General features: G+C 71.2%; 11 protein-coding genes and 1 pseudogene. 2 read left to right on the plus strand and 10 right to left on the minus strand.

Translation table 11 applies throughout. The features are described 5' to 3' along the window. Window positions 1–31: 31 nt before the first annotated feature. Window positions 32–1,027, plus strand: a complete 996-nt coding sequence (rfbB, locus tag E4J16_RS10240; protein WP_136313935.1) for a dTDP-glucose 4,6-dehydratase — start codon at window positions 32–34, stop codon at window positions 1,025–1,027. 81 nt (window positions 1,028–1,108) lie between these two features. Here rfbB and E4J16_RS10245 read toward each other — a convergent pair whose 3' ends face one another. From E4J16_RS10245 to E4J16_RS10265, 5 genes are all read right to left on the minus strand, one after another. After that, window positions 1,109–3,184 carry a DUF6541 family protein gene (locus E4J16_RS10245; RefSeq protein ID WP_240038110.1) on the minus strand — a complete coding sequence of 692 codons (2,076 nt, stop codon included), beginning with the start codon at window positions 3,182–3,184 and terminating at the stop codon, window positions 1,109–1,111. 24 nt (window positions 3,185–3,208) lie between these two features. Next, window positions 3,209–5,176 carry a DUF6541 family protein gene (locus E4J16_RS10250; protein ID WP_136313936.1) on the minus strand — a complete coding sequence of 656 codons (1,968 nt, stop codon included), beginning with the start codon at window positions 5,174–5,176 and terminating at the stop codon, window positions 3,209–3,211. 155 nt (window positions 5,177–5,331) lie between these two features. Continuing rightward, window positions 5,332–7,389 carry a DUF6541 family protein gene (locus tag E4J16_RS10255; RefSeq protein WP_136313937.1) on the minus strand — a complete coding sequence of 686 codons (2,058 nt, stop codon included), beginning with the start codon at window positions 7,387–7,389 and terminating at the stop codon, window positions 5,332–5,334. Next, window positions 7,386–8,681 carry a nucleotide sugar dehydrogenase gene (locus E4J16_RS10260; RefSeq protein WP_136313938.1) on the minus strand — a complete coding sequence of 432 codons (1,296 nt, stop codon included), beginning with the start codon at window positions 8,679–8,681 and terminating at the stop codon, window positions 7,386–7,388. Before E4J16_RS10260 ends, E4J16_RS10255 begins: the two co-directional genes overlap by 4 nt. Before the next feature lie 49 nt (window positions 8,682–8,730). After that, on the minus strand, window positions 8,731–10,386 hold the full coding sequence (locus E4J16_RS10265) for a glycosyltransferase (protein WP_136313939.1): 1,656 nt from the start codon (window positions 10,384–10,386) through the stop codon (window positions 8,731–8,733). Window positions 10,387–10,477: 91 nt separating this feature from the next. Between E4J16_RS10265 and E4J16_RS10270 the strand changes: the two genes are divergently transcribed. Then, on the plus strand, window positions 10,478–11,152 hold the full coding sequence (locus E4J16_RS10270; RefSeq protein ID WP_136313940.1) for a hypothetical protein: 675 nt from the start codon (window positions 10,478–10,480) through the stop codon (window positions 11,150–11,152). Between the two features lie 108 nt (window positions 11,153–11,260). Here E4J16_RS10270 and E4J16_RS16070 read toward each other — a convergent pair. The 5 genes and pseudogenes from E4J16_RS16070 to E4J16_RS10295 form a co-directional block, all read right to left on the minus strand. Further along, window positions 11,261–11,698 (minus strand): annotated as a pseudogene (locus E4J16_RS16070) (glycosyltransferase); the annotation flags it as partial. A 5-nt stretch (window positions 11,699–11,703) separates the two neighbouring features. Further along, complete coding sequence (locus E4J16_RS10280) at window positions 11,704–12,846, minus strand: glycosyltransferase (RefSeq protein WP_136313941.1); 1,143 nt, start codon at window positions 12,844–12,846, stop codon at window positions 11,704–11,706. Then, complete coding sequence (locus tag E4J16_RS10285; protein WP_240038111.1) at window positions 12,843–14,078, minus strand: glycosyltransferase family protein; 1,236 nt, start codon at window positions 14,076–14,078, stop codon at window positions 12,843–12,845. Before E4J16_RS10285 ends, E4J16_RS10280 begins: the two co-directional genes overlap by 4 nt. After that, window positions 14,075–15,565 carry a glycosyltransferase gene (locus E4J16_RS10290; RefSeq protein WP_136313942.1) on the minus strand — a complete coding sequence of 497 codons (1,491 nt, stop codon included), beginning with the start codon at window positions 15,563–15,565 and terminating at the stop codon, window positions 14,075–14,077. Before E4J16_RS10290 ends, E4J16_RS10285 begins: the two co-directional genes overlap by 4 nt. Next, entirely contained in the window at window positions 15,562–17,421 is a 1,860-nt protein-coding gene (locus E4J16_RS10295) for an ABC transporter ATP-binding protein (RefSeq protein WP_168709489.1), read from the minus strand. Before E4J16_RS10295 ends, E4J16_RS10290 begins: the two co-directional genes overlap by 4 nt. Between the last annotated feature and the right edge of the window lie 38 nt (window positions 17,422–17,459).

Raw genomic sequence — 17,459 nt, forward strand, 5'->3', positions numbered from 1 at the left:
ACGCCCTCTATCAGCGCAGTGGGAGTACTCCATGCACGTCCTCATCACCGGCGGCGCCGGCTTCATCGGCGCCAACTTCGTCCACCAGACCCTCGTGCGTCACCCCGACGCGAAGGTGACGGTGCTCGACAAGCTCACCTACGCCGGCAACCGGGGCTCCCTGGCGGATCTTGGCGACCGCATCAGCCTGGTGGTCGGCGACATCGCCGACGCGGACACGGTGGACCCGCTGGTGGCGGATGCCGACGTGGTGGTGCACTTCGCGGCCGAGTCCCACAACGACAACTCCCTGCGCGACCCCTCCCCCTTCATCCGCACCAACCTGGTGGGCACCTTCACGCTGCTGGAGGCCGTGCGTCGCCACGGGGTCCGCTTCCACCACGTCTCCACCGATGAGGTCTACGGCGACCTGGAGCTGGACGACCCCGCCAAGTTCACCCCTGACACCCCCTACAACCCCTCCTCCCCGTACTCCTCCTCAAAGGCGGGTAGCGACCTGCTGGTCCGCGCCTGGGTGCGCTCCTTCGGCGTGGAGGCCACGATCTCCAACTGCTCAAACAACTACGGGCCCTACCAGCACATTGAGAAGTTCATCCCCCGTCAGATCACCAACCTGATCGACGGCGTGCGCCCGAAGCTCTACGGCGCGGGCGAGAACGTGCGCGACTGGATCCACGTGCTGGACCACAACGATGCCGTGTGGGACATCATCGAGAAGGGCCGCATCGGCGAGACCTACCTGATCGGCGCCAACGGGGAGAAGAACAACAAGGAGGTCGTCGAGCTCATCCTCGAGCTGATGGGCCACGACCCCAGCGACTACGAGCACGTGGCGGACCGCCCCGGTCACGACATGCGTTACGCCATCGACAACTCCAAGCTCGTGCAGGAGCTCGGCTGGGCGCCGCGGTACACGGACTTCCGGTCGGGCCTGCAGGCCACCATCGACTGGTACCGGGACAACGAGTCCTGGTGGCGTCCGCTGAAGGCCGAGGTCGAGGCGAAGTACGCCGCCCAGGGGCAGTAACCGGCTCCCGGACCAGGGCGGTAAGCGGCCCCGCGCCCGCCCCGCCGCGAGGGCGGGCGCGCATACGGGCCCGGCACGCTGCTAACGCTCGCCATCGCAGGCGGTAATGCGCCACAGCGTCGCAGTGTCCTGCGAGTCCACCTCCTCCAAGGCACTTCGCGGCACCCGCGCCAGCGCCTCACCCCACAGGGGCTCACGCACGCCCCCGGTGAGCCCATCGGGCTCGGCATCGTCGCTGTAGTAGTAGTCGACGCCGTGCCGGTTCAGGATCTCGCATACGCGCGGGTCAGCCTCAATCTGGTCGGCGTGCTCACCGAGCCATCTCAGCTCCGAGCTCGACGGCCTGGGGCGGGACGGGTAGAGCACTTGCGTCCCGGTCACGCTCCACAGGTACGCACTGCCATTCGAGGGGTCCCCCATGACGACGGCGTCGTCCGGCAGCTCCTGGCCGATGCGGCGGATGAAGTCGAGCTCACCGTTAGACAGCATGGCGCCGTAGGAGACGCGCTCCGGATCGTGAATCGCGTCAAGCATTTCTACGCGCAGGCCCCAACGCCATCCGGGCGCCACCAGCAGAGAGGCGACCAGCACCGCCGTCGGCAAGTTGAGTCCCAGCGCCCGCAGCACGCGTCCACGCGCGCCGGGCGAGCCGCTGCCGGGCGTCCCGAATCGGCGCTGCAGCTGCTCCAGCCCAATGGCTGCGAGCACCAGCATCCCCAGCGTGAGCAGGGGCATGATGCGTGCCCGTTGCGTGTACCAGGGGCCGGCGAGTGCCCGCAACGGCCAGGACGGCCCGGATGCGAGCAACAGCAGCACCAGGGAGGCTCCGGCTCCAGCCGCCCAGGCGCGTACGGTCCTGTCCCGCCGCCAGGCGGTGGCGCCCCACACGGCCAGGGCGAATACCACCGCGTTGCCCGGGATCCAGGGAGTGAAGGTGGCCAGCAGCGGGTGGTCGGTGACCACGGCGAACAGCGTCTCCCAGGTATTGCCCGCGGCACGCGGATAGTTGAACACCGCGCTGAGGGAACGACGCATGATCCACGCCCCGCCGGCCAGGCCGGCGGTGAGCGCCGCGGCGGAGGCGATGATGCCTGCGCGCGCGGCCGCTCCCCTGTCCCAGGCGCGCCGCAGTGCCGGCAGTCCGGCGGCCAGCACCACGGGAACACCCAGGACCGCCAGGTTGAACACGGCGGCGCCGTGCGCGATCAGCACGCCGAAGGAACCGACCAGTGCCGGCGTCCAGGCGGCCGTCCGCGCTCTCACGCCCACACGGCCCGGACGCACAGCGCGCACGAGCAGGGCCAGAGCTCCGGGTAGCACCACCACCGACATGCCGTAGGGCCACACACTGGTGAGCAGCAGCAGCGGTGACACCACGGATCCCGACAATGCGGTGCCGACCGCGAGCACGGGGCCGCCGCCGGGAAGAACCTCGCGCAGCAGCGCCGCCACCCCCAGTGGCCAGACCAGCGCGGCGAGAACCAAGACCATCAGATTCGCACCTGTGACGACGTCGCCCGGCAGTAGCGCGGCGACCGCGTGCCAGCCCGTGGGGTAGTAAACGCCGGCGCCGTCATACATCGGTGCCAGGCCGCCGAGGAATGACGCCGTCCCGGTTTGCCGCACGAAGGCCGTGGCCGAAAGGTGGAATACCGCGTCGGAGGCCTGCGCGGGGTTGTCCCAGCCACCCGTTCCAAGCGCTATCGGGATGGCAGTGATGCCGCCCGCCAGGGCGACGGCGAACGTCAGAGCCGGCCGCTCCCGCCAAGGCAGCGGCCTCCTGTTCAGACCCGCCACGCCCTTGGCCGCCGGCGTCGTCGCGGACGCGGGAGACCAAGGCCGGCTCAGCGCGATGCCCGTGACACAGCCGACGGCGAGCAGCAGCGCCGGCCAGCCGGTCACCAGGACGGCCGGCTCCCAGCGCTGCCCGGTGCGCTGGGCCGCGACGGTAGCGATCCCCAGCACGGCGAGAGTCAGTGCCGGTGCTGCCCCCACGGCGGTTACGCCCCTGGCGCCCCAGCTGCGCGCCAAGACCCACCCCGGCACGAGCAGCAGCGTCACCGCCGCCGCCCCGATCAGTGCCGTGGGCGTCCCGCAGGCCACGGTTGTGGCCGATGCCGGCTCCGCCGCAGTGAGGGCGATTGGAAGCAGGGTCATGTTCATGACAGTCGCCGGTCTGCCTCAGTCACAGGCGGTGACGCGATACAGGCGCGCGGAGTCCAGCGTCGCCACCAGCTCGAAGCCGGCGTCAAGGTCGACTTGGTCGTACCCGGGGAAGTACATCCACCGCTCCAGGTCGGCGATGTCCGAGTCGTCGTAGTAGTACGGGGTACCGCCGATCCGGCGAACGGCCTCGCACACCCGCGGGTCGGTACCGAACTCGTCGAAGTGCTCGGCGATGAACCGCTCGTCCCATGTGCCGGTCGGGCTCCACGAGCGATGCACGCTGTTCGCGGGGGTCAGGACCGGGATGAGCCCCGCCCCTGTCTGCGGGAACCCGTAGACGACGGCGTCCTCGGGGAGCCCCGCACCGACCGCCTCCATGCGCCGGGCCTCCTGCTCGGTGACCCACGGCGGATGCACCAGCACGACGTAACCGCGCGCGGTCAGCTGTCGAAAGGTGCCCAGATTGGGTACGCACACGGCGGCGACCAGCACCACGGCAACCAGCCAGATGGCGGCGGCCCGGGCTCGCCGCGCGGGCGGCCCCGGCTGCGCCCGTACCAGCCGCCGCTGCGCCCACGCGATCGCCACGTCGAGGGCGATTGCGCCGGTAGCCGCCAGGCAGATGACCTCAACCGCCAGGTATCGCGGATAGTCACGCCACCAGCCGCCGACCAGGGCCCACCAGCGTCCTTCCGGCAGGATGGTGATCCAGACGCATGCGACCGTCACCGCCAGCGCGCCGGTCAGCACCCTGTCCCCCCGGCGCCGGGTCAGCACTGCACCGGCGATGCCCAGCAGAGACAGTGGAAGATAGGACAGTACCGGGGTGGCGACCGGCCAGGTGGAGACCGTCGGATCGTTCAGGAGAAGCGGAGTCAGCAGGCGCGGCCAGAGGGGACCCTCCCCCCGCGGAAACGAGCCCATGGCCATGAGGCGGGGTACGGCCGGCATCATCAGTACGGGCAGCGCCGCCAGCACGGCCAGCCCCAGCGTCATGGAGGCCCTCCGGAGCCCCGCCCCGCCCGCAGCGCGAACGCGCGGCAGCAGCCTGACGAACAGGAGGACGCAGGCCACCAGGACCGCCCACTGTCCCGCACCTGGGCTGGCAATCGCCAGCCCGAGCACAATCACGGCACCGAGCAGCAGTGAGTGCCAGTTGAATGCTTCCCTCCACAGGAGGACGACCGCTGCGAGCGCGGCGGGAATCAGTGCGATTGCGAAGCTCCCGGAGGCCTGCGCGTTGAAGGTCAGCATGGAGCCGGGGAACCAGCAGGCGGCCAGGCCGAGCCAGGGGGCCGACAGCCGGGCCGCCGGGCCGCCGCCGGCAGCAGCCGCGAGCATCGCCATCCCAGCCGGATACAACACCGCGAACAGCGACACCACCATGGCGTTGAATACGAAGGGGGTGCCGGCGAAAGGCGTCAGGAAGACCGAGAACGAGTGCCAGACGGTGGGGTAGCTGCCGCCCGTGATCGGAATCGCCGCCGTGAGTGTGGAGGCGTCCGCGGAGCGGCGAATCTCCTCGATCAGGTTCAGCTGCACCATTGCGTCGTTGTTCTGCAGCAGCGCCCGTGGGGTTCCGGTCACCTTGGCGAACAGTCCGGCCTGAACACCGCCCGCCGTGACCGCGCCGACAATCGACGCCGCAACCGCGCGACGCCCATGCGCCGTACCGCCCGCGGCCCCGGCGCCGTGCCGCCCTGCGGCAGTGGTACGGCGCCATCGCCTGCGGAGGACACCGGCGATGGCGCCGGCACCGCCCATGGCCACGAGCAGGGCGCCGGCCGTTCGCGCATCCCAGGGGATTCCGAGTCGGGACAGGGCGACCGCGGCCGCCCCGGCGCAGGCGACCGTCACCGTCGCCCCGGCGGCGAGCGCCACCGCCCTATCGGCGCCGGCACCCACCAGGGCAAGCGCGCCGGGCACCAGTATCAGCAGGCTGATCCCGACAGCTGCGAGGACCAAGGCGGCCCATGCGGTCATGAAGGCTCCTTCTTCATTCGCAGGCATCTACCTTCGCCAAATTAACACGCCGGGACTCTCCCCCTGGAACCGCTGCGGTGCACGATCCCGGCACGCCTGCATGCGCACGCCGTCCCTGCACCCGGGGGCCCTCACCGCGGACGCAGGCGGGAGCCTCATCCACAGGCCGTGATGAGCCACAGCGTGTGCGCCCCATCGCTCGCCACCGGCGTCAGCGCCTCACGGGGCAGTTCATCCAGACGATTCCCCCAGCGCGGTGTCTCCGCCCCGCCGGGAGCGCCGCCCTCGGTCGGGTCGTCATCGGTGTAGTAGTAGCGGACACCCAGCCGGTCCAGCGCGGCGCACACGCCCGGATCCACGAGTATCTGATCCGCATGGGACGCCACGAAGCGCCGGTCCGTATCGGTATAGCGGCGCAGCGTCGGGTAGACCACATCCGTTCCGGTCAGCGACAGGTAGTACGCCGAACCGTTGGTGGGCTGGCCGAGGACCACCGCATCCTCCGGGAGGAGCCGTGCGGAGGACCGGATGAAGTCCGCCTCGCCGTCGGCGAGCATCATCGGCCAACGGCTGGCGAGCGGCTGATAGGAGAAGGCGATCACGGTGTGGTGGAAGGCCGTACGGGCTACAGCGGCCGCGCCCAAGGCCGTCACGCTCACTGCGACCACCACCACGGCCCCACGCACCCATGCGCCGCGGCGGCGCAACCGGCCCGGTTCCGTGGGCATACGCCAACGGGCACGGGCCGTGTCGACCATCGCCTCAACCGCCGTCGTCGCCAGGACCAGCACGGCGATCTCAAGCAGGGGAACTATCCGGGCTCGTTGCAGGTACCAGGGTGAGGCCAGCAGCCGCAGTGGGCTGTCGGTGGACACCGACGCGATCATGAGCAGCACGGCGAGCACCGCTGTGAGTATCGCCCACCGGTGTCGGCGACGCGCCACCGAGACGATCACCCCGACAGCGGCGACCACCGTCAGGCTCGCCCCGCCCCAGCCGCGGTTGGGGACTGCCCTTATCATCGCCGAGTCGTGGAAGGACTCCCGCAGCACTGCCAGCGCGCTCGCGCTCGGCCGGTGGTAGGTGAACAGCATGCGCAACTGGTCCCAGAAGCCGATGATGCCCACCACGACCGCCAGCAGCGCGAAGGCGACGACGGCGAGAATGATGACCCGCTGCCGGTTTCCGGCGCTCCAGTGCTGTGCCGCCGCCGACAACCCGACCACCAGCAGCGCCGGCACGCCGATAACCGCCAGGTTGAACACGGAGGTGCCGTGCACGGCCACCAAGCCCAGGCATGCGGTGATGGCCGCCAGCCAGCCGCCCGCCGTCGAGGCGCCCGCCCGGCGCGCGCCATGCCTGGGTCTGGCGACCATCACCAGGGACACCGCCCCGGGCAGCAGGCACACCGCCCAACCATAGGGCCACAGGGTCGTCATCAGCACGAAGGGACCAGTGGCAATGGCGGAGGCGAGCACACCGGTCAGCAGTGGCAGTGCGTCCACCAACCTGCGGGACGGCGCGCTGAACAGGGCGGACAGCAGGGAGGCGCAGCCCAGTGGCCAGACCACTGCAAGTCCGACCAGTGCGGTGAGGTTAGCCGCCACCGTCACCGGGGCGGGCACGATCGCCGCCAGCGCGTGCCAGCCCGTCGGGTAGTAGTGGACCTCCCCCCAGTACATGGGCGCGAGCGAACCGATGGGGTAAGCGTCGGCCAGCGCGCGCATATAGGCGACGGCGTTCAGGTGCCAGACCCCGTCGGAGGCCTGCATGGGCTGATCGGCCTCGCCGATGCCGGTGATCACGGCCCCCGCGGAGAATGCGGCGGCCAGGGCGATCACCGCCCCGAGCGGCCACCATGGCCCTGGCCCCACCGCGGGAGGACGCAGCCACGCCCGCAGCCGCCCCCAACCGGTCATCGGCACGGGCGCGTGGCCGTGCCGACGCCGCGTCCAAGCGCGGGCCGCCGCAGCGCCGACCAGGCACACCGCCAGCAGCACCGCGGTGCCAACGACGACGGTGACCGTGTTCCAACCGACGTGCCTCCAGTGGTACAGCACGGTCAAGGCGCCGATGGCGGCGGCGGTCATGGCCGGGGCGCCGCCCAGGGCCTGTAACCGTGCCAGCCCGAAGGCCCGCCCCACCAGGTATCCGGGGGCGAGCAGGAATAACAGTAGAAAGGCGGCCGCAGGCAGTGCCTGAAGCCAGGTCACTTGCCCCCGCCGATGGTCAGGCGGGGGGTGCCGGACCACAGGGCGGGGTCGGTGGCGCGGCGCCCGTCCAGCAGCAGCCGCACACCGGGAAGGTCCGCCGGGGTCAGGGCGGCGTACTCGGGGTGGTCGGCCTGCACGATGGCGACGTCGACGGCGTCGCCGAGGTGGTATGCGTCCCAGCCGAAGCCGGCCAGCTCGGCGTCGGTGTACATGGGGTCGTGCACCAGCACCTGCGCGCCCTTGGCACGCAGCGCCTCGACCGTGGGGAACACGCCGGAGAAGGCGGTCTCCTTCACCTTGCCGCGGTAGGAGGCGCCCAGCACCACCACGCGCAGGCCCTCCAGGTCACCCAGCAGCTCCTCGGCGCGGTCGACCACGTACTGCGGCATGGTGGCGTTGAAGGCGCGGGCGGTGCGCACGATCGAGGCGTCCGGGTCGGTGGACAGGTACAGGCGCGGGTAGACGGGGATGCAGTGGCCGCCCACGGCGATACCCGGCCGGTGGATGTGGGAGTAGGGCTGGGAGTTGCACGCGTCGATGACGCGCTGGATGTCGAATCCGGCCTTGTCGGCGTAGACGGCGAACTGGTTGGCCAGGCCGATGTTGACGTCCCGGTAGGTGGTCTCAGCCAGCTTGGCCATCTCCGCGGCCTCGGCGGTGCCCATGTCCCACACGCCGTTGGGCTGGGGCAGGTCGGTGCGCTCGTCGAAGTCGAGTACCTGCTCGTAGAAGCGGACGCCCGCCTCGGTGCCGGCCGCGTCAAGGCCGCCGACCAGCTTGGGGTAGCGGCGCAGATCGGCGAAGACTCGTCCGGTGAGCACGCGCTCGGGACTGAAGACCAGGTGGAAGTCCTCCCCCTCCTTCAGGCCGCTGATCTCCTCGATCAGCGGCTTCCAGCGGCCCCGGGTGGTGCCTACCGGCAGGGTGGTCTCGTAGGAGATCAGCGTGCCGGGGGTCAGGTGCGCGGCGAGGGAACGCGTGGCGGCGTCCATCCACTCGAAGTCCGGCTCCCAGGTCTCGTCATTGACGAACAGCGGCACCACCAGCACGACGGCATCCGCACCGGGAATGGCCTCGGCATAGTCGGTGGTGGCGCGCAGCGCCCCGGCGGGAACCAGCTGCGCCAGCCGCTCTGCGAGCTCGGCCTCACCGGGGAAGGGCTCACGGGCGGCGTTGACGGCCTCGACGGTGGCGGGGTTGACGTCCACGCCGATGACCTCGTGGCCCTTTCCGGCGTACTGGACGGCCAGGGGCAGACCGATCTTTCCCAGGGCGACGACGGCGATGCGCATGCAGGTTCCTTCCTCAGCAGCTGCGACAAACAGTAGTGAGGATACCCGCTCACCGCGTCGAGTCGACCTCGAGCAGCAGGGCATCGTAGTGAGCCCTGACATGCGTCCAGTCATTGCCGCGCAGGATGTGCTCCTGCTGGCGGCGCCGGTAGTCGGTGTCATCGGCCAGGGCCAGGATGCGGGCGGCGGCCTCCTGCGGGGTGTTCACCACCCAGTCCTCCGGGAACAGCGCCGCCGGGCCTCCCCAGCGGGCGACGTCGGGCCAGTTGCGGCATACGGGTAGTGCGCCGGAGGCAACCCCCTCGATGAAGCCCTCATGCGTGCCCTCCCGGCGCGAGGCGGAAATGATCACGCCGGCGCTCCGCAGGTACTGCTCCACCACCTCGGTGCGGCCGGTGATGGTGACTGCCTTGCCGAGGGCAGCCAGGCGGGCGGTCACGGCGTCGGCGTAGATGCGCTCCTCCGGAGACAGGTGACTCGGAAATCCGGGGCCGATGAGCAGCAGATGCCAGGCCTGGTCGGTCTGGCGCAGCAGGTCGAGGGTGTCCAGGGCCCAGGCGGGGTCCTTGCGCAAGGCGGCCCAGCCCACGAGCGCCAGGGTGCGTGCCGCGCTCGGCTCCTTGGGCAGGGCGAAACGTTGCAGCTGTGCCCGGTTGGGGACGGTAATGACCTCCAGGGTTTCGGGCAGGTGCAGGCTGGCGCGCAGAATCTCCCGGATTGCAGGGGCAACGGTGACCAACTGGTCCACGGCGGCCCAGTCCACCAGCTGCGGCATGACGGTGGAGGCCTCGTAGGAATGGATACGGATCAGGAGTCGGGCCTGGGGGGCAAGTACGGGGGCGAGCAGACTCGCCCATACAGCGGCGGCGCTCCCCCACTCCACGAAGATGGTATCCGCCCAGGCCAAGGCGGCGGCGATGTCGTCGGATATGCCGGTCAGCAGGCCGGCACCGGCGAGATCCGCCCCGCGGGCCAGCCGCAGGCGGGCGTGCAAGAGGCTGCGGCGCGATGGCCTGAGGGACAGGTCGAGCAGATCCAGGGTGCGTACCTCGCAGCGCGGGTCGGCGCGGTAGTCCTCGACGATGCCGCGGACGAAGGTCCAGTTCTTCAGGGAGATGAACAGCACCCGCTCCGGCCCCTCCTTCCGGGCGGAGGCGTGCCGGCGGGAGGCCAGCGGTGCGGTGACGGCGGCCCATGCGGCCGAGGCGCGCAGCGGAGCCAGGAATACGGCGGGGTCCGCGGTCAGGGCGGAGGTGGCGGCCGCGAAGTGCAGGCTCGGGTGGAACATCATCCGCACGGCCATGTCCAGCAGTTCCTCCGCGACCGCGTCGGCGCCGGCCTCCCATGCGGCGTCGGCCTGCGCGAGCAGGTCGGTCAGGGCGTTCGGAGGCAGAGCACCAGCGGCGGCTTGCGCGCCCGTGTTCATGGCCAGGATGGCCTCCTCGACGGCGACGACGGCCGCCGCTCGTCGACCGACCAGCAGCCCGCGCGCCCGCCCCAGCAGGCGCTGGGCGCGGGCGTGCTCGCCCCGGTCGGCCAGGAAACGGGCGCGACGGGCCGTCTCGATGGCGCCGCTGACGGCGTCGTCGCGGCGGATGGCCAGGTGCAGACGCGCCAGGGTTATGGAGGCCAGCGCGGCTCGTCCGGGCGGGGTGACGGCGGCGCGGGAGACGATCCCGGTGATCCCGGTGGCGGTGCGTGGCATCGGTGCTCAGTCCTGGTCTGGGGCCGGCGGGTTGTCGGCCGGTGCGGGTGCGGGCGCTGCGGGAAGCAGTTTGGTAAGCATGGAGGCCGCCATGAACCGCAGGGGGGGCCTCCCGGTCCAGCAGCCAGGCAGGGTCTCGCGTGAGCAGGGTGGCGGGGCGGCCGTGGCGGCGGCGCGCCTGGGCACGGTGGATGAGCACTGCGGCCGGCACCCCCGGATCCAGGCAGGCGTCAAGCAAGTCCCGGTCCGCCCGCGACAGGACGCGGTCGAAGCCGGGCGCAGCACCGTGCAGGCGCCGACACATGCCCGCCAGTGCGGCCCGCTCGGAGGGCGTCCAGATGTCCTCCCGGTCGCGGTAGTAGACGGCGCCGAACACGTGGATGCGCACCAGCTTGACCACTACGGCGCGGCGCCGCGTCGCCGTGAGCGAGGTGAACCAGGGCGCTCGCAGCACGCCGGGCAGGAAGCCGAGCTGCTCGTCCATGGGACGCACGTCATAGGTGACGCGGTCCGTGGCGTCCTCACCTATCAGGTAGACGGGGCCAGCGGAGTCGTACGCGGTGGGGACAGCGGCGAACAGGCCGGTCACCATGGACACGTCACCGCCGACGGTGGCGCCCTCCACCAGGTGGGCGCCGGTGCGCCGGAGCATCGCTACGCTGAGCAGTCCCAGCGGGGCGGAGCGGTAGGCGAGGCGGTCGGCGGCCAGGTCGGTGCGGGCGAGACGACGGACGACCCGGGTCTTAAGGGCGTCCAGGCCGTTTGAGCCGCGGCTGGTCCCGCAGGTGCTCAGGTACGGGGCGAGCAGCCTGGTGGGGCGCGGCGCGGGTGTCGGCACGATTGTCGTCGGGAGTCCCAGGGCCAGGCGGGGGATGACGAATTCGGCACCGGTCGCCTCGGCCAGCGCCAGCCAGGAGGCGACCGCGCCGGCTGCGAGGCGGTCGTCGGAGCCCATGATGGACACCCACGGGGTACGGGCGGCACGCATACCCGCGTTGAAGGGGCCGGAGGCGGAGGGGCGGGGGTCGGTGTGCTCCAGGTAGCGGACCAGATGGCGGTGCTCCGGCCGGATCGCGGCGGCGATCTCCTCGGCGGGGCGGTTGTGGCAGGAGACGGTGATGGCGGCCTCGGGGTTGCCTTCCAGCAGGGAGGCGACGGCGCGGCCTATCGGCCTAGTGGGGGTGTGGCAGGCGACTACGACGTCCACCTGCGTACCGGGCGGTGCCTCGGTGCTCCCCAGGTCGGTGCGCTCAACGGTGTTGGGGCCGAGCCGACGGCGTCCGGCGGCGGGCAGGGCGAGTGTTTCGTGCACGTGCGTTACCCCCGAGGCTCGTCACCGGGCCAAGTCCCACCCCGGGGGGCGAGCAGGTCGCGGTAGGCGGTGTTGTAGCCGCGGGCGGCGGCGGCGGTGGAGAAGCGGTCGCCGATGGTTGCGGCGATGGCCTGGGCGGGCACGTCCGCGGTGGCGGCGTCGAGCTCGGCCACCGCATCGGCCCACCTGGCCACGTCGCGGGTGTCCACCAGGCGCGAGTAGGCGGGGTCCAGGTATTCGCTCTGACCGCCCTTCGCACCGGTCACCACGGGGCGGCCGGCAATGACCGCCTCGGCCACGGCGATGAAGAAGTTGTCTGACCGGGTGGGCGCCAAGAGCAGGTCGGCCTCCGCGAGCGCGGCGCGCACGCCCACGGCATCCAGGGTTCCGGTGAGGGTAATGCGTCCGGCCAGGTCGGGCGCGGCGGCGCGCTCGGTGACGGCGCCGCGCAGGGGCCCCTCCCCCACCCAGGTCAGGCGGGCGTCCAGGCCACGACGCACGAGCTCAGCCACAACCTCGAGGGCCAGCAGCGGGTCCTTACGGTCGATGAGTCCGCCCACACTCACCAGGGACAACGCACCATCGGTCCGCTCCCGCCGGGCGGCAGCCGGGTAGGGCTCGACGATGCACGGGACCACTCGGGTGTCGCGGCTGCCGCGGCCCCGGCGCACGCCGTCGGCCAGGAACTGGGAGTCGGTGGTGACGATGCCGGGCAGGCGCAGCAGTCGGCGCACCGCCGGCAGGGCCGCCCTGCCGGCGGTGCCGAGCGTCTCCGGGGCGGTCAGCGCCGACCAGTGCTCGGTGTGGATCCAGGGCAGCTGCGGGCGGAGCAGGGCGGCAGGCTCCAACGCGGAGGCGGCCATGGTGTGCAGAATCTGCGGGGTGAAGGAGTCACTGCGCAGGGCCGCGGAGACGGCGCGCGCGGCGCGAGCGACTTCAGCCGGTGACTGGGGGTTCATGGGCACGCGCCGCACCCGGATGCCCTCGTGCACCTGTTGACGGGTGCCGTCGTCGTCCCCGGGTGAGACCAGGTGGATGACGCGCAGCTCGTGCGCCCGGCCGATGGCGTGCAGGTTGTTCACCACGAAGCTGCCGCGGGAGGGGGCGACCGCGGTGGGGAACCAGGTGGTTACTGCGAGGACCCTCATGCGTTCTCCCCGGTGTCGGTGCTGTGGTCGGCAGGAACGGCGAGCGTCGGATCGACGGCTGCGGCACGCGCGTCCGCAGCGATGACGGCATTCCACCAGCCGGCCATCTGCTCCTGCGCGGACAGCTCGTGAGCGGCGGCATGGGCGGCCGCCTTGCCGGCAGCGACCTGCGCGTCGGTGAGTGCGTCTAGGCAGGCGGCCAGGGAGCCGGCGGTGAAGTCAGCGGTTACCGCTCCCAGTTGGTATTGCTCGACCACGCGCGCCATCTCCGGGCTCGGTGAGACGACCACGGCCAGGCGGGCCTGGATGAAGTCGAACAGCTTGTTGGGCAGAGTGTGCTTGTAGTTGAAGGAGACCGGCGGTATGGAGAAGACCCCGACGTCGTAGCGGGCGAGGGTGTCGATGAGCTCGGCGTAGGGCACGGGGTCCATCACGCGCACTCGGCCTGCACGATCGGCGGGCAGTGCGGCCGCCCGGGCGCGCAGGGCGTCGATGACGGCGGGGTCATTGCGGGTCAGGTACAGGTCCAGGGTGACGTTGCGGTCGGTCAGGCCGATTGCGTCGACCATGATCTCCAGGTGCCGGTCGGGCAGGGCAGCACCGGAGTGCACCAGCCGCAGGGGACGACCGACGGGAGTGGGGTCCGCCTGCCGGTAGGGGGTGGCGTTGGTGACCACCTCGGCGCGGATGCCGTACTCCCGCGCATACGCGTCTGCCAGTCCCTGGGCCACGGTGGTGACCGAGTCGACCCTGGTCACGTAGGTGCGGCACAGCCAGCGCACGTAGGGGGCGACGAACACACGCCAGCGCAGCACGCCCTCCTTCTGCCTGGGCGCGTATTCGTGCAGGTCGGCGTGGACGCCCCCGGGCGGGCGCAGCCACAGGGCCAGCGGCACGGTTTCCGCGTCGTCTGCCAGCACCGCGTCGAATGCGCCGGGCTCCAGCTGTCCGCGCACCCAGGCAACCACCTCCTGCTGGGCCTGGGCGCGGGCGAAGCGGCGGGCAATCAGGTCGGAGCGGTCCAGCCGCCAGGAGACCAGCTCATCCGGGATGCGCACGTGCCGAGCCACGCCGTCCGGGGCCTCGCCGTAGCCGCAGGTGGTGACCTCGTGCGTGGGGGCGAACAGCCGCACCTGCTTCAGGACGCGGGCGTCGGAGGCGATCGGGGAGAAGGACAGGATCAGCAGTCGGGGGCGGCGGAGTGTCGCCACAGCGGTCGCGGCGGCGTTCATGCGCGCTCCCCCATCAGGGCGCGGCGGTAGGCGCCGATCAGCGCCGCGGTCTCATGCTCCCAGGTCAGCTGCGGGCAGGCCGCCAGCGCGGCGGCCCGGTACTTCTCGGAGCCGTCAAGGATGCGGCTGATGGTGGCCGCCAGGTCCGCCGGATCCTCCCCGGAGAAGACCTCCCCCACCCCGTAGTGCTCGACGACGCCGCGGATATCCGGCAGGTCGGCGGCCGCCACGGGCAGCCCGCCGCGAATGGACTCGAAGAGCTTGTTGGGCAGGGCGAAGCGGTAGGACAGGCAGGTGGGTCGAACATGCACCACAGCCACGTCAGCGTCGGACAGGGCGTCGGCCACCTCGTGCGGCGCGACCGGCCCCACGCGGTGCACGCGATCACTCACGCCGTGACGGGCCGCTTCCTGGGCGATGACGTCCAGGTAGTCGGGCTCACCGTAGCCGAGCATGACCAGGTGGACGTCGGCGGGCAGGTGCGGCAGAGCGGCGACGGTCTCCTCAATGCCCCGGGAGGTGGTGATGCGACCGCCGTAAGCGATGACCCGGTCGGTGGGAACCAGGCCCGCCAGTTCGTGCAGGCGCCCGCGCGCAGGATCGGGCAGGGGGCCTGCTGCGGGGATGTTGCGCACCAGGGTCGGTGGGCGCTCCAACCGGTAGTGCTCCGTCAGCCACTCGACGATGGAGGGCGATACGGTGATGACAGCGTCGGCGCGGCGGATGCCCCGCCTCTCGATGGCGGCCTCCACCCGCCGGGCGAGCGGCCGGTCGGAGCGGACGTTGCGGTGCAGCCACAGCTCGTGCGAGTCGTAGACGAGGCGGGCGTTGCAGCGGTCCACGATCCACATGGCTGGGGCGAGTGTGTTCCCGTCGTTGGCGTGGACCACGTCCGGCATCCAGGCCAGGGCGGCGCGGGCGGCGCGCAGCCAGTAGTCGCCCAGTGAGACGGTCTTGTACGCGCGCATAGCGGCGTCGGCGGCCAGCGCACCGGCACGGTCGGCCGCCGCGTGGGCCGAGGCGGCCACCGTCGTGCCGGATACGAGCGCCGGGGCGACGTCTGCCTCGGGCGCTTCAGCCCCGAGCGCCAGGGTGTCCTGGATGGCGGCACCGCCCGTAGCCGGGGTCGCCGGTGCCTCGACACCTGCGGGAGCGCCGGCCTTGCCGGTGACGCGGTCGCGCAGGGACGCCAGGCGGGGGGACACATTGGCGAGGGAGAACTCGCGGGCACGCACAATGTCCACCCCGTCGTCGACCGGAACCGTGCCCTCGGGGTAGCCGGAGTTGGCGCGGGCTACCGCGAAGATGCGCACGGTGGCGCCGGCGGCACGCAGGGTCGCCGCCTCCTTCAGGACGCGGGCGTCGTTGTGGGCGTCGTTGTACACCAGCATGGCCACGCGCGGTCCGCGCCCATTGAAAGTGGGTAGATGGTGTGCGGCCGCCGTATTACCACCAGCTGCGGCGGTGCCACTGTGCGGGGCGGTCATGCGCTCTCCTTCTGGTCGGTACGGGAGGCTGCTGCCAGAACGCCGCGCGCGGTCGACTCGTCGTCGTCATCGAGCAGGCCCGCCAGGGCGGCCTGCTGGGCGAAGTCGGGTGCGGCCGCAACCACTTGATCGAAGGTGCCGGATGCGACCAGGTGGGCGTCACGCATGAAGCACACCTGATCGCTGTGGCGGATGGTGGCCAGGCGGTGCGCGACCACGATCACGGTCACCTCACCGGACAGCTCCGCTACCGCCTCGGTCACGGCCGCCTCGGTGGCGGTGTCCAGCGCGGAGGTCGCCTCGTCCATGATCAGGACCAGCGGTTCGGAGTACAGGGCCCGGGCGATGCCCAGGCGCTGCCGCTGCCCGCCGGACAACTTCATGCCGCCCTCTCCGACCGAGGCCCAGATCCCGCCCTCGCGATCCTCGATGACATCGAGCAGCTGTGCGCGGCGCAGCGCACGGCGCACGCGTTCGACGTCAATGGAGTCGGTATCCCAGGACAGAGCGACATTGTGGGCGACGGTGGAGTCGAACAGGGAGACTTCCTGGGGCACGTAGCCGACGCGGGAGCGCCAGGAGTGCAGCACCTCGGTCAGGGGCACGTCGTCGACGCGCAGCTGACCGGCGGAGGGGGTGAGCAGGCCGAGGATCATGTCCACCAGGGTGGACTTGCCCGAGCCGGACGCGCCGACCAGGGCGAGGGAGGAGCCGAACGGCAGGGTGAGGGACACGTGCTCCACCGCCGGATTGTCGGAGCCGACGTAGGTGAAGGAGACGTCGTCCAGCACGAGGGCGCGGGCGTCGTCGGGCAGCTCGGTACCGGCGACCATTTCGGCGTGCTGGGCGCGGTTGACGCGGCCGGCCTCGATCTCCGCGAGCACCCGCTCGGCGTAGGGGATGTTCGAGCCGGTCTGGCCCATGATCGTCTGGAAGCGCGTAATGGAGGGCACGATGCGGAAGCCACACACGCCGAACAGGGCGAGGGAGGACAGCGCCTCGCCCTGCCCGCCCTGGGCGAAGCCGATGCCCGCGGCGATGGCCAGGCCACCGATCAGAGCGATCTCAAGCATGTAGCGGGGCACCGCGCCGAGGAAGGACTGGTCGGCGCGGGCCTGGGACGCCTTGCGCCGCTCCTCCAGCACCACGCGCTCAAGCTCGGCGGCCTTGTCCCGCAGAGTGATCTCCTTCAGCGAGTGGACCATCTCGGACACCAGCCGCACCGAGCGCACGGAGTAGGTGCGGTTGTCCTTGCCAGCGGCCACTGCCCGGCGCAGCACCCACAGGTACATGACTAGGGCGACGACGCCGAAGTAGAGGACGGTGATGGCCGCCATCACGGGCCTGGCAACGAAGAGCACCGCCATGACGGCCACAAAGGTGCACACCTCGCCGGCCAGCTGGGTGAAGGGGATCAGCACGCCGGAGACGGTGGAGGCCACGCCCACATCCGTGGAGCGGACCAGGTCGGTGGAGTGGCGGCGCAGCCGCTCGGCCCAGGGGGCGTAGAAGAATGAGTCGAGCAGCTGTGCGCCCAGGTCCTGCTCGAAGCCGGCGAAGCGCCTGGTGGAGGCACGCTGAATGGCAATGGCGAGCAGGTCCTTGCTGATGATGAGCACGCACACCACCAGCAGCAGCCAGACGGTCCCGGACCCGCCCACGCTCATGCCGATCACAGGAATGGTGAAGGCCGCACCGGTCATCAGCGGGGTGAGCAGGAGGGCGAGCAGACCCAGCGCGGCAACGTCGAGCAGGGACAGCGCCGAGAACAGGCCCGCGAAGGTGAGGATGAAGCGCTTGGCGTCATGCGGCAGGACGCTTAGCAGATTCCTGACGGTGCGCAGCAGCAGACTCACCCGGCGAGTATATCCGGACACATCCGTGCACGTGCCCT

It is taken from the genome of Actinomyces procaprae, from assembly GCF_004798665.1.
Taxonomy (GTDB): domain Bacteria; phylum Actinomycetota; class Actinomycetes; order Actinomycetales; family Actinomycetaceae; genus Actinomyces; species Actinomyces procaprae.